We start from the raw sequence: 14,050 nt of genomic DNA, 5'->3' as shown, positions 1-14,050 counted from the left end.
GTATTAAGTGTATACATTTCGAATCGACACGTTCAGCATAGATAACCTAACTAAATACAAAGAGTATTTCTCATGAAAAAGCCTGGCTTTGATTTCCCATCGGTACAAGCTGTACATGGTGGTCCCCTCAGCGATGAGGAATTCAAAAAGTTCACTCTCTACTTAAACAAAAGCAATAACCTTCACGATGATTGTGCCCGTGCATCTATATTGGGTTTTCACAACGAAAAAGTCCGTATTGCCGTAGGCGCTATTGTTCGTATAGGACAAAACCAAATTGGTGAAGCTTCCTATATTGGGATCAATAGCTATATCAATGGTGACGTGACTATTGGTAAAAATGTTCTTGTCGGCCCACATGTCAGCATTGTTGCCTCTAATCATCTTTATAGTGCAGAAGACGATTGCTTTAGCGCTCGAACCGATAAGAAAGCCGGTAAAGTCATCATTGGCGATGGCGTATGGCTAACTAGTGGTGTAGTGATTACACCGGGAAATGATATAGGCAAATGCTCTCTTATTTGCGCCAATTCAGTCGTTACTACCGATATTCCTCCGTACTCTATTGCAGCAGGAACCCCAGCAAAAGTGATTGGTAAGATTGATTCTGAAACTGGAGAGTACCACTGGTTTAAGCAGGAGAAATAAATGCTCGAAATCAAACGACATCACGATTTTCAGCTGTTTCTATCACCGAGTGATGGAAAGCGCGCCCTAACGAACCCGCCCAGTTTTAACTGGCCACAGCCGAAAAGCAAAGACACTTACCGATTGGTTTTAGAATGTCTTTCAACCGAGAAACGTTGGCAATGGGATGGTGTATCCTCCCCATTGCAACTGGATTTTCATTTACCAAATGGACAGTACAAATGGACACTCATCGATAGCAATGAAGAGTGTTCTGACACCTTTCATTTTTTCATAGATGAACAATCCCCCCACTATTTACCTCCAACAGCAGAGCAACTATTTGCTCTATGCGATCAACCTCAATTCATGCTTTATTTTGATGACGATATTGATAGCGTACGAGCGGCTGCACAATTTAGTTATGACACCTTAAAGAAAACCGAAGCATTAGGCTGCCATATCGACGATATTCAATACCCCAACCACCATCGTCGCGGGCAAGAGCTTGGCAAACGTACGGCCATCGACAACGTCCGTTTGTGGATAGACAGAGACCTAATCACCAGTACTTTACTTTTTAAGATTTGGGACGACCAACAAAGTGGTATTCGAGCACGAGAGATCTTGCTCACTTTGGCACAATGGAGCCCAGAAGGCACAGCTTCGGTAATGAGACCTTGTACTTGGGGTGATGAAGTGGGTCTGTCGTTATGTCGCAACCTATTTTTGGCCTATCATTGGCTATCCCCTCTACTCACCGAACCTGAAAAGTCTATGGTTCGACCTATGCTTATCCGTATGGCGCATCAAATGGAACTTCGTTTAGAAAGTGACGAGTTTCATCAGTTTCCTGGACACTCTCATACCTCTAGGATTCCCGGCTATCTAGGCGTAGCAGCATTGGTTTTACATCAAGAATATGATGCGGATATTTGTCGTCGATGGTTAGAATATGCGTTAATGATCTATAAAGGTATTCTTCCGTTTTATGGTCGCAGTGATGGCAGTTGGGCGGAAGGCCCTTTCTATTCGTCAAGTTACACTAAATGGCATCATCCATTTTTCTTAGCCGTAGAGCGTCTTAGCCAGTTTTCCTTCTATGAACATCCGTTCTATAAAAATTACAGCCAATTTGCGATGGACTTTGTCGTTCCAGACTATGATATTCATCCCTTTGGCGACGGATTTTGGTGTCGAAGAGAAAGTGTCGAATGGCCGGGGTTTTTCTCGCAGAACCCTTTGCGTATCTATGCTGAAAGATTTGGCAACGTTCAAGCTAAACACGCTAGCCAGCAACTGGAAGCAGAGATAAACGGTTATTCTTTGCACTTACTCGATATCATTCCAACTCGCGCACAAATAGGTTACCAAAATCAGCCTGTAAGCAAAGAGAGTAACGAAGCCATTGACTCATCAGTACAACATCGCTTTTATAGTGATGCTGGCGTAGGAAAAACAGGTACTGAGCGTTCTGCACTGCTATACAGAGCCAGTCTATTTGGCAATAGTTCACACCGCCATGCCGATCAAGGCAATATCGCGCTATTTGATGGGAACTTAGGCGTACTGACTCCTACGGGAAGTTATGGTTACTGTTTTGGCAGTTCGCACCATACCACTTGGACCAGAACAACCCTTGCGCACAACCTACCTTTAATAGACGGTAGTGGCCAGATACTGGACAGTGAAGCCGCGATTGCGCATGTGACAGCTCAAGGACAGGGGAATGATTACAGCTACGCTCAATTGGATTTATCCGCAGCCTATAGCCAAGTGCAGAAGTTTATCCGCACCGTGGTTTTCATTGCTGAGATTGGAATTGTGGTGTACGACCATATCGAGTTGATGCACGCCGCTCCCGTTCAATGGAGAATGCATAGTTACTTAGACACCAAGATACTCGATTGTGATGTCACACTCACCAACGACGACTTACTTTATCATTGCTCACAGCTCAATCACCCAACAGTGAAACCAACACTAGAACATGGTTATAACGAGCCAGTCTCAGGGGCGGTCATTCAATCAGATGCGGTTGAAGATGTTTCGCATTTTGAGTGGGAACTCCCACAAAATAGCTTACATCAAGCTCTATTTACCTGTACTAAGCACACGCTGACTGAGTGTAAACTAGAAAATAACACCTTGATTATTTCATACCCGAACGGTCAAATCACCGTTGCCGTATAACTCCATCAAGCGTTGAAACAGAGAAAAGGCTTCTTACGAAGCCTTTTTTTATTCGTAGCCCGCATTCGCTCAGATTCATCACTTGTCAAACATGAAAACGCGATAGCTTTAGCAAGCAGTTTAACATCAATGACTAATACCAATCACACTAAGTAAGCGTTCAGAAATAGTGCAGGAAAATGCTCCAGAACAAAGCAGCATTTTTCGATAAGTCATTATTCTACAATCAAAAATTGTAACGCAGCTATCGAGTATTTTATCAAGCTAGAATAACCCACCATTGAGTACGATGAGTCACCGTTCTTACAACACAACCTCATGGCCACGCTAGGCAAAACCTCCCCCTCTCAGCAACCATAAACATCAGCCTCAATCAAAGGCAACAACCGCTAACATTGGCACGGTTAGAGCGGTCAATTACAGGGTAAATTCTATGCCTCTGTTACAGCGGTTAGTCAGTGCGATTCTTTTAACACATCGACTGACGGTGTGCCCTGCTCCCCCTCTTAAAACGCTAGGAAGACTAGAACTATAAATCGTAGAACCGTAGAACCGTAGAACCGTAGAACCGTAGAACCAATAATACATAACCGTGGTTTGTCTTCCCCTGCTAAAACTCATCTTTTGCCACGTATAAACTCAATACAAAAAAAACCTCTAACTGAGATATCAGTTAGAGGTTTTGGTTAATTCACTTTACTCAGTGTCTTAACTGGATGTCACTTTAGACAATTTGCGCTGTTGGCTTGAGTGTCGTTTTCTGTAAAGAACCATACCAAGCGTACCAACCATGCCTGACATTAGAAGGAACAAGAAGCGTCCCCACAATGGGTTGTTCACGAAGACTAGTAATGCAATACAAGCTGAAGCGGCTAGAAGCATTTTACCTAGTACACGGTATTGAAGATCATCAATTTCTGTAATTTCATCTTCGTCATCAGTCACTACTGGTGTTTCAACGTTGCTAAAGAACTGGTTGATTTCCTTCGCACGCTCTGGTGTTGGTTCTTTGTAGAACAAACGAGTTAGGAAGAAGAACGGCAGTGTAATACACATGTGACCCATAGTACCTGCTGTTACAGACTTGAATTCTGCAAACTCACGTGGAGTTGGTAGGTGATCCATGCCCATCATATGCTGAACAAACTCAGGTGTAATGCCAAATGCGATGATACTTGATACGCATAGACCTACAACAATTGTACCCCAGCCAGCCCAATCAGGTGTTTTCTTAACAAAGAAACATAAGATTGAAGGAATTAAGATTGGGAACGTAATCAACGAACCAACCAACATCATTGCATCAAACAGACCGTAGTTTTTCAATGCAGTCATGTACAGACCTGCCACGATGATTAAGAAGCCCAGACCTGCTGTGAATAATTTACTCACAAGCATTAGGTGTTTCTCATCTTTACCTTTACCGAAGTAAGGTTCGTAAACGTTCTTAACAAAAATACCAGAGTTACGGTTAAGTGCTGAGTCCATTGAAGACATTGTTGCTGCAAACATTGCCGCGACAAGCAGACCAATCATACCTAGAGGCATTTCACGTTTAACAAAGATATAGTACGTTGCATCGGTTAGTTTGTTACCTAGAACATCAATACCCCAAGTCGTTGCATCTGGGTAGTGACCCGCAACAAACAGTGCTGGAACAAACCAAATGAAAGGACCAATTAGGATAAGAGAACCCGCAAGGATCGCTGCTTTTCGTGCGTGATTAGTGTTTTTAGCCGCAATATAACGGTAAGAATCAATCATGTTGTTAGTTTGGAAGAACTGTCTAAAGAAGATCAGGATAAACCAACCAATGAATAGGCTCATTGAACTGTAACCTTCACCCACAAAAGCGTGAGTTGGAAGACCGTTCGCGTACACTGCTGACACACCACCTGATTTCCAGATTGCAACTACAGCTGCAAAGAAAGTCATTACAGTTAATAGCACCATTTGTAGAAAATCTGATGCAACTACCGCCCAGCTACCGCCGACCAGTGACATAAATACAACCACTGAACCAGAGATAATAATGGTTGTGCTTAAATCTACACCAAGTACAGGACTCACGAATACGGCAAGTGCATTCAACCAGATAGACGCTTGAATGATGTTTACAGGTACGATACCCCAAGTAAATACCTGCTCATTCACACGACCAAATCTCAGTCTAATACCTTGAATTGGGCTCACTACGCGCATTTGACGTGCTTTAGCTGCAAAGAACAAGTAGTTAGCAAAGTAACCCATTGCGTTGGCAAAAAATACCACTGCAACCGCTACACCACCGGTAAGGGCTTTACCCATTAGACCTGTGAATGACATTGCACTGATCTGCATCATAAATGCAGTTGCACCTACCATCCACCATTGCATTTTACCGCCACCCTTAAAGTAATCACTTGTTGAGGTAGAAGCACTGCGGAATGCAAATCCTATTGCAGTTAAAAATACGAAATATATTAAGATAATGACTAAATCAACGTTCATTTTGTCGCTCCGTTATTTACCGTTTAACGCCTATCACCAATCAGATAGCGTTCCGTCTTCAAGTCTGCTTACCGGTAGGTAAGAGCGTTTATATGGATATTGCTCAACAGAACTAAAATCGAAATCAACACCAAGACCAGGTTTATCACTTGTTTTCATTAATCCATCTTCAACGTAGATGTCATAATCAAACACACTGTTTAATTTATCGGTACCGAAGCCCACAAATTCTTGTATTCCAAAATTTGGAACCCAATAGTTAAAGTGCAAATGCGCCATTAATGCTATTGGTGATAGATCTGGAGCACCGTGAGGTGATGTCTTAACGTGATATAGAGAAGCGAAATCAGCGAGACGTCTTAGCGGTGTAATACCCCCAAAGTGAGAGACTGCACAACGGATATAATCAATACTGTTCGTTTCAATCAGTGTTTTTGCATCCCAAATAGAATTATACGTTTCGCCGATTGCAAGCGGAGTTGTTGAATGCGGACGCAGTCCTGCAAATTCAGCTTGGTTTTCAGAAGGCATAACATCTTCTAGGAACAAAAGGTCATAAGGTTCTAGCGCTTTACATAATTTAGCCGCTTCAATTGGTGTTAATCGGCTATGTACGTCATGTACAAGCTCAACATCCCAACCAAGAACTTCACGAGCTTTTTTGAATAAGCTTGGGATAAAGTTTAAATATTTTCTAGTTGACCAAGGTTGCTCTGGTGGCAAGTGTCGGTCACCTTGCATTTTGTAGTAATCTTTTTTGTCACCAAGAATGCCGTAAGTGCCATCCATTTCAGGGATAGAACATTGCAAACGAACCGCTTTATAACCCTCTTTAATAAAACCAGCCGCTTGCTCAATCACTTCATCAATAGAAGCACCATTTGCATGAGCGTAAACTTTGACGCCTTTTCGGCTCTTACCGCCCAGTAACTGATAAACAGGTTGCCCTGTGTATTTACCAAACAAATCCCAAAGCGCCATATCAATTGCGCCAATGGCCGTCATGGTTACTGGACCTTTTCTCCAGTAAGCACCCTTGTAAAGGTATTGCCAGATATCCTCAATATTTCGCGCATCTTTACCAATCAGGCAAGGTGCAACGTGATTCTCAAGGTATGATGCGACCGCTAGCTCTCGCCCATTCAGTGTCCCGTCACCTAGACCATATAGACCTTCATCAGTGGTAATTTTTACCGTGACAAAGTTTCTATCTGGGCAGCAAACATAAACGGATATATCTGAAATTTTCATTATTAGCCTCTTGATGCCATTGCTATCCACTACTAATTATTTCTATTCATTAGTAACTGTTTCTAGATATTACAATACAGATATTACGGGTAACATTCAGTGTAGTAAGTGTAAAATGTGAGCTCCATCTTATGCGGTAAATTAGAAACGGGACTTAGATCGCTAAAAACAGGCTCAATTCAATGAAATATAGTGAGTATGATCACAGTTTAAATTGTAACTAAATTTAACTATTACCAAATTTAAGGGGTTACAGACCTCATATTTGGAAAGTTATTTGTTACTTTTGATGCCATGCGATGATACGGGTAACAATATGCATCGTAAAATAATAGACAGGGATACCGCCGATCGCCTAACACAGATGGTATTCAACCAATTGATATATAAGGATAAATATCCATGAAAAATAAAAGGAATGCGTATTCAGATTGGTGATGTAACCCTATAGAAGGAAGGAGTAAGGTTACATAATCAAAGAAATAGAATGAGTCCATAAACTAGAAATAGCACTTTTCAGTGCTATTTCTAAGCGATATAAGAGTCATGTAACAAACGCGAAGGCTATGCACCGCAACACTTTTTAAACTTCTTACCGCTTCCACAAGGACAAATATCATTCCGTCCAACACCTTTGTAAGGATTTAAAGTTTGGCTTTTGTTACCCACCATTAACTCATCAGCCGCTTGTGCAACCTCGTTAATCATTAAATCCAGTTGCGGTTGTAAATCGGCTCGTTGTGGAAGATCTTCATAACCCGCTTGTTTCATCTGAGCATGCGTTTGCTCTTCGTCCACCAGCAATGACAATGTGGTTAATAATGCGGAGAGCATTCTTGCTGTGCCATCAGTGAGTTCCTGAGATTGCCACTCTTGCTCGACAATTGGCCAAACACTAAGAAATCCCTCGGCCAAATCCGCTAAATGTTCTGCATTATCTTGTGTCAACTCAAGTGCCGAATATTGATTGGCTTTTAGGCGAGCATACTGAGCGTTAATATGTTCAACAATCAAAGGTCTTACCTCTATAAAGCCTTCACCGCACAAAGGTTGTGCCCATGCTTCAGGTTCTAAAGGTTTCACTGTTAGGTTTGCGGCAAGTATTGCCCCTTCCCAAAAATAGCGACTTTCTTGTATCTGTGGTGGGAGGTTAATTAAATCACTCATAAAATGCACTCTGCTAATTTTTCTCTAGTATGAGTGAAAATGGCTTACGCTTCTACACTACGTGCTGCGAGTTATATTTGTCGGTGACATTTTACTCAAAACCCTCTAAAATCCGCCCTCCTGCACACAAAGGTAGAATGAATAATGCGTCTTGTACTTGGCCCTATGGAGGGTGTTCTCGATCATCTAATGCGAGAAATCCTTACTGATATCAACGACTTTGACTTATGTGTCACCGAATTCGTTCGTGTCAGCGACCAAGTATTACCCGATCGCTCCTTCTACAAGCTTTGTCCTGAACTATTGCAAGGTTCAAAAACGAAAGCAGGCACACCGGTACACTTGCAGCTTCTAGGTCAACACCCACAATGGATGGCTGAGAATGCCTTTAAAGCCTACAACCTCGGCGCGGCAGGGATTGACCTAAATTTTGGTTGCCCTGCTCGTCTGGTGAATAAAAGCAAAGGCGGCGCGGTATTATTAAAAGAGCCGGAGTTGATGTATCAAATCATCAACGCCTGTCGAGCGGCTGTGCCAAGCGAGATCCCCGTTACTGCCAAAATTCGCCTTGGCTGGGAAAACCCAGATGACTGCTTTGAGATTGTCGATGCGGTAGAAAGCGCAGGTGCCAGTGAATTAACGATTCATGCTCGAACTAAAGTCGGTGGCTATAAAGCCGATCAGATCCGTTGGGACTACTTGCAGAAGATTCGTCAGCATACCCAGATGCCTCTTATCGCCAATGGTGAGATTTGGAACTATGCCGATGGTCAACGCTGCCAAGAAGAAACCGGAATTGATTCCTTAATGGTTTGTCGAGGCTCATTTAACGTGCCAAATCTAGGTAATGTCGTCAAACACAACCATGCGGTCATGCCGTGGATTGAAGTTGTCGCGCTATTACTTCGATATTCAGAGTATGAAATGAAGGGAGATAAAGGACTTTATTACCCAAATCGCGTTAAACAGTGGTTCTCTTATCTACGTCAGCAATATCCAGAAGCGAAAGAACTGTTCCACCACATTCGTACCTACAATACTGCCGAACCTATCGTGGAATATATCCAGCGCTATCAACAACAGTTGCTATCTATTTAACACGCTAGATAAACGCGCTCATGACTGCAAACGCATTTGCCTGAACGTATTTGACTAAAAAGCGCTGTGCTTCCTCGATGAAAACACAGCGCGCTTTATCTACTGATGAGCACATTCATTGAATGTGAACACTTACGAGCTTAATAACAACCCATCATCACTCAGCTCTTCACCGCGAACTTTGCTGAACATTTCCAACAGATCTGGCACTCCCATATGTGCACGCTGTTCACCTGCAACATCCAATACGATTTCCCCTTGATGCAACATCACGGTTCGATCTCCACAGGCTAATGCGTCTTTCATCGAGTGCGTCACCATCATTGCGGTGAGGTTAAACTCTTTTATGACGGTCTTGGTAAGATCGATAACAAAGGCTGCCATTCGAGGATCAAGCGCGGCGGTGTGTTCATCAAGAAGCAATAGTTTACTGTCAGACAAGGTCGCCATAACCAAGCTGACGGCTTGTCTTTGCCCGCCCGACAACAACCCAATGCTGTCTCCAAGTCTATCTTCTAACCCTAAGCCTAAAATGGCGATACGGTCTTGAAAAAGCTTTCGGCGTTTACTCGACAATGCTAAATTCCAACCTCTGCGATGACCTCGACGATACGCAAGCGCCATATTTTCCTCGATGGTCAAATCGCCACACGTGCCCGCGAGCGGATCTTGAAAAACGCGAGCACAGAGACTTGCTCTTTGATCAACGCTGCGACGTGTAACATCAATATTATCGATAATCACATTGCCCCCTACCATAGGGGTTTCACCCGTAACCGCACCTAATAAGGTCGACTTCCCTGCACCATTGGAGCCAATCACGGTTAAGAACTCATGCTCAGGAACCACCAGATCCACGCCGCGCAATGCTCTATTTTCTAAAATAGTGCCCGGATTGAACGTGACCTGAATATCTTTTAGTTCAATCATGCCCCTTCCTTATCATTACGCGCTTGTTGAAACTGTTGTTTGGCCTTGTATTTCGCTTTCATCTTAGGCGCAATCAATGCCACAGCGACTAGAATTGCGGTCACCAAGTTAAGATCGGACGCTTGTAAGCCAAACATTCCAGAGCTAAGAGCAAAAGCAACGGCCAATCGATACAACACCGAACCAATAATAACAGCCGCGACAGCCACCCAAATCTTACGGCCCGGAATGAGAGTTTGTCCTAGAATAACCGCAGCTAAACCCACCACAATGGTACCCACGCCGGACGTAACATCGGCAAAGCTGTTGGTTTGAGCAAATAACGCACCCGCAAAACCAACTAAACCATTAGATAGTGCAAGACCAAAGTAGGTGTAAAATGACGTGCTGCCACCTTGCGCTCGAACCATACGCGCATTTACGCCCGTCGCTCTTAGTCCCAGTCCAAAATCACTATTAAGTAGGCGAACAATAAAAAATGCCGCCAGCAATACTAAGATCCCCACCACGACAGGACGAACAAGCATAGGATCGCCAAGGCTTTCAAATGGCGTCAATATGGTATCTTCTCCCAACAACGCGATATTGGGTCTACCCATGATGCGGATGTTGATAGAGAACGCGGCGATCATGGTTAAGATAGACGCCAGTAAATGTAAAATGCCACAACGCACCGCAAGAAAAGCCGTCACCCAGCCAGTAACACCGCCAGCAATAATGGCCATGCCCGTAGCAAGCCAAGGATTAATCCCAGCAACAATCGCCGTAGCGGCAACAGCGGCCCCCATAGGGAAGGAGCCATCAACACTCAGATCAGGAAAATCCAACACTCGAAAAGTCAGGTAAACGCCCAATGCGACAAGGCCATACACCAAGCCTAATTCTAGCGCCCCAAAAAATGCAAAAGCAGACATACATACTCCTCTGCTAATCAAAGTTCCACAAATCGACTTTGCAGAACGACAAGCCAGCCTAAACAGACTGGCTCATTGATTTAGTTAACTTCAGTCGCTCGCGTGACGACTGATTGAGGAATGGTAATGCCAAGCTTTTTCGCCGCAGTTTCACTAATCGCGATATCAGAGCCTTGTGCGATTTTCACGTCCAGTGTCCCTGGTTGCTTGCCATCTAAAATTGCAGCAACATACTCCGCTGTTTGCACGCCCACTTGATAGTAGTCAAATCCTAGACTGGCGATAGCGCCTTTTTTAACGTAGGAGGTCGCACCGCCAAATACAGGTTTCTTCGCTTGGTTTGCTGCCACAATCATACCTTCGATCGCACTGGCGACCGTATTGTCTGTCGGTGCGTAAATCACATCAGCTTTAGCAACGATAGCTTGAGTGGCTGAAAGAACATCTGCACTTTTTAACGCGGTAGATTCGATGACCGTTAACCCTTTTTCTTTCGCTGCCACTTTTAATAATTCAACAAGACTTACGGCATTCGCTTCACCGGGGTTGTACACCACGCCAATGGTTTTTGCGTTTGGTAGGATTTCTTTAATCAGATCTACGTGCTGAGCAACCGGTGATAAATCGGATAAACCAGTGACGTTTTTACCTGGCTGCTCCAATTGAGAGACTAGCTTTGCCCCTACAGGATCGGTAACAGCAGTAAAGACGACAGGGATATCGCGTGTGGCAGAGACTAGGGCTTGCGCTGTTGGAGTAGCAATGCCGACTAATACATCCGGTCTTTCACCCACGAATTGACGGGCGATTTGTACTGCGATTGCAGGGTTACCTTGCGCGGTTTTGTAATCAAACTCTAGGTTTTTTCCTTCTTCATAACCTTTCGCTTTTAGACCATCAAGTAAACCTTGGCGTGTCGCGTCCAAAGCGGGATGTTCGACGATTTGAGAAACGGCCACTTTGGCTGTTTTCGCCATGACACTGGTGCTTGACAGTAGCGCTGCACCGACTAGGCAGGCAGTCGCAATCATCTTATTTGTTTTCATATTCACTCCTTGATTCAGCAAACAAAGCTGTATTGGGTATCCATTTTTAAAACATGAGCAAAGCTTATCGTTGTCCATCCACGACCCGCATTTAAATGAAATCAGTTTCACTTAAAACTCTAGAGTTCCATTATTACCAGTATGAGATGCAAAATAAAAGCGCGGTATGTGATTTATCTCTCGCATTTGCAGAGATGTTAAGAAAATGTCACAAAAAAGAATGCGAACCAAATAAAGAAATGAGATGAAGAGCTTCAGGAACGCAATATCGCGTTATTACGTTCCTGATGAGAAAAATAGGAAAGATTAGAACCAGCGTTCTAGTACGGTTTTATCAAGCTGTCGAAACGCTCGATTGAGCAGTTGCGCTAACTCTTTATAACGAGGTTTCGCTTTAGCCGGTTCTAGTAGAACCCCAGAGTCTAGAATTTTTTGATGGATTTCACGATACCAGGTGGCGAGTGCAGGAGGTAATAGTGTATTCGAGCGCGTACCTAACCACCAAAAACCTTGAATAGGCAAACTAATCGCAAACAATGCGACCACGATGGCTTGAGGTAAGCCAGCACCATTATGAAAAGTAAATTGAGTTAATACGCTGATTGCTGCCACCGCAGGCATGACGCGAACGCCAAATCGAGTCGCCGTAATAACACGATGTTCAGGGAACATAGGTGAGAGTTCTTTTCTCATTGGCCAGAGGTTCATGTACACCTGCCCGTCCCTCAGTCTGTGAAACATTCCAACTTTTCCAATCATGACTAAATCGCTAAAAATTATTTTAAAAATTAAAAAATAAACATAAAAAATTGATAAATGATAAAGTAATTTCAATTTTTTTTGTTATATTTGCCTATTATCGCTATCCTTGTCAGCGTCTCATCTAAAGCTTCGTCCTTAACTACATATTAGGCGACAGAGAGGCCCGTTAGCAAGGATTGAAACGTAACCAAACAGGTATACGGTCAACAAAGGGAATATTGTTGCAATTGATACTGAGTAGCATCCTACATCGAATATGTGACTACTCATAATGACTAAATTCATTCTTTCTGAAAAATCAGATGAAATACAGGAAACAAACATGTCAAAGCTAGTTTTAGTTTTAAACTGCGGTAGTTCTTCTCTTAAGTTCGCTATCGTTGACGCGGACAATGGTGACGAGCATCTTACTGGTCTTGCAGAGTGTCTGCACCTTCCTGAAGCACGTATTAAGTGGAAACTGGATGGCAAACACGAAGCAGCACTAGGTAATGGTGCAGCACACGATGAAGCTTTAACTTTTATCGTAGACACTATCCTAGCTTCTAAACCTGAACTATCTCAGCAGCTTGGTGCTGTTGGCCACCGTGTTGTTCACGGCGGTGAGAAATTTACTGAATCAATGCTTGTTACTGAAGAAGTGGTTAAAGGTATCGAAGACTGTGCAGCACTTGCACCTCTTCACAACCCAGCCGCTATCGTTGGTATTAAAGCAGCACAAAAAGCGTTCCCAGCTCTACCAATGTCTGTTGTGTTTGATACTGCTTTCCACCAAACAATGCCTGAAGAAGCGTACCTATACGCGCTTCCTTACAGCCTATACAAAGAGCACAGCATCCGTCGTTACGGCATGCACGGTACTTCTCACCTATTCATTGCTCGTGAAACAGCTGAGCAACTAGGTAAGCCAGAAAGCGAACTAAACATCATCAACTGTCACTTAGGTAACGGTGCTTCAGTTTGTGCGATTAAAAACGGCAAATGTGTAGATACTTCTATGGGTCTTACTCCTTTAGAAGGTCTAGTAATGGGTACTCGCTGTGGCGACATCGACCCTGCTGTTATCTTCCACCTACACGATTCTCTAGGTTACACAGTGGATCAAATCAACACTATGCTAACTAAAGAGTCTGGCCTACAAGGTCTAACTGAAGTGACTTCTGACTGTCGTTTTGTTGAAGACAACTACGGTAAGAAAGAAGAAGCGACTCGTGCGATGGACGTATTCTGTCACCGTCTAGCGAAATACGTTGCAGGTTACACAGCAACACTAGAAGGTCGTCTAGACGCTATCGTATTCACTGGTGGTATCGGTGAAAACTCTGCTCCTATTCGCGAGATGGTTCTAAACCGTCTTGGTATCTTCGGTATCGAAGTAGACGGTGAAGCAAACCTTAAAGCGCGTTTCGGCGGCGAAGGTACTATCACTGCTGCTAGCAGCCGTATCCCAGCAATGGTTATCTCTACTAACGAAGAGCTAGTTATTGCAGAAGACACAGCACGTTTAGCTGGTCTTTAATTAATTTAAACAGGTGAGGATTTCCTCACCTGTTTACTTTTGGTTCAGCTGCT

11 protein-coding genes are annotated in these 14,050 nt (G+C 43.6%); 4 read left to right on the top strand and 7 right to left on the bottom strand.

The features are described from left to right. The first annotated feature begins 72 nt into the window (after positions 1 to 72). Entirely contained in the window at positions 73 to 648 is a 576-nt protein-coding gene (locus tag VEZ01S_RS10685; RefSeq protein ID WP_021714058.1) for an acyltransferase, read from the top strand. Beyond that, a complete protein-coding gene (locus VEZ01S_RS10680; RefSeq protein ID WP_021714057.1) occupies positions 649 to 2,820 on the top strand; it encodes a heparinase II/III domain-containing protein in 2,172 nt (723 codons plus the stop codon). 708 nt (positions 2,821 to 3,528) lie between these two features. Here the strand turns inward: VEZ01S_RS10680 and VEZ01S_RS10675 are convergent. The 3 genes from VEZ01S_RS10675 to VEZ01S_RS10665 all read right to left on the bottom strand — a co-directional run bounded on the left by VEZ01S_RS10675 (position 3,529) and on the right by VEZ01S_RS10665 (position 7,728). Further along, positions 3,529 to 5,310 (bottom strand): sodium:solute symporter family transporter, encoded by a 1,782-nt coding sequence (locus tag VEZ01S_RS10675; protein ID WP_021714056.1) that lies wholly within the window; start codon positions 5,308 to 5,310, stop codon positions 3,529 to 3,531. A gap of 33 nt (positions 5,311 to 5,343) precedes the next feature. After that, the gene (gene manD / locus VEZ01S_RS10670) at positions 5,344 to 6,561 is read right to left on the bottom strand and encodes a D-mannonate dehydratase ManD (RefSeq protein WP_021714055.1); all 1,218 of its coding nucleotides are present in this window, start codon (positions 6,559 to 6,561) and stop codon (positions 5,344 to 5,346) included. A gap of 564 nt (positions 6,562 to 7,125) precedes the next feature. Continuing rightward, positions 7,126 to 7,728, bottom strand: a complete 603-nt coding sequence (locus tag VEZ01S_RS10665) for a YecA family protein (protein WP_021714054.1) — start codon at positions 7,726 to 7,728, stop codon at positions 7,126 to 7,128. A gap of 144 nt (positions 7,729 to 7,872) precedes the next feature. Between VEZ01S_RS10665 and dusC the strand changes: the two genes are divergently transcribed. Next, positions 7,873 to 8,826 carry a tRNA dihydrouridine(16) synthase DusC gene (gene dusC, locus VEZ01S_RS10660; RefSeq protein ID WP_021714053.1) on the top strand — a complete coding sequence of 318 codons (954 nt, stop codon included), beginning with the start codon at positions 7,873 to 7,875 and terminating at the stop codon, positions 8,824 to 8,826. A gap of 132 nt (positions 8,827 to 8,958) precedes the next feature. Here the strand turns inward: dusC and VEZ01S_RS10655 are convergent, their stop codons facing one another. From VEZ01S_RS10655 to yfbV, 4 genes are all read right to left on the bottom strand, one after another. After that, the gene (locus VEZ01S_RS10655) at positions 8,959 to 9,756 is read right to left on the bottom strand and encodes an ABC transporter ATP-binding protein (protein ID WP_021714052.1); all 798 of its coding nucleotides are present in this window, start codon (positions 9,754 to 9,756) and stop codon (positions 8,959 to 8,961) included. Further along, positions 9,753 to 10,670, bottom strand: a complete 918-nt coding sequence (locus tag VEZ01S_RS10650; protein ID WP_021714051.1) for an ABC transporter permease — start codon at positions 10,668 to 10,670, stop codon at positions 9,753 to 9,755. Before VEZ01S_RS10650 ends, VEZ01S_RS10655 begins: the two co-directional genes overlap by 4 nt. A gap of 80 nt (positions 10,671 to 10,750) precedes the next feature. After that, positions 10,751 to 11,716: an ABC transporter substrate-binding protein gene (locus VEZ01S_RS10645; RefSeq protein WP_021714050.1), complete on the bottom strand. Its 966-nt coding sequence runs from the start codon at positions 11,714 to 11,716 to the stop codon at positions 10,751 to 10,753. Positions 11,717 to 12,022: 306 nt separating this feature from the next. Then, a complete protein-coding gene (yfbV, locus tag VEZ01S_RS10640) occupies positions 12,023 to 12,475 on the bottom strand; it encodes a terminus macrodomain insulation protein YfbV (protein WP_040890741.1) in 453 nt (150 codons plus the stop codon). Between the two features lie 325 nt (positions 12,476 to 12,800). Here yfbV and VEZ01S_RS10635 point away from each other — a divergent pair, with 325 nt between their 5' ends. Further along, a complete protein-coding gene (locus VEZ01S_RS10635) occupies positions 12,801 to 13,997 on the top strand; it encodes an acetate kinase (protein WP_021714047.1) in 1,197 nt (398 codons plus the stop codon). Positions 13,998 to 14,050 lie beyond the last annotated feature (53 nt).

It is taken from the genome of Vibrio ezurae NBRC 102218 (assembly GCF_000467185.1).
Classification (GTDB): domain Bacteria; phylum Pseudomonadota; class Gammaproteobacteria; order Enterobacterales; family Vibrionaceae; genus Vibrio; species Vibrio ezurae.
Note: the sequence above shows the minus strand (reverse complement) of the source record. Positions and strands in the feature narration are given on the sequence as shown.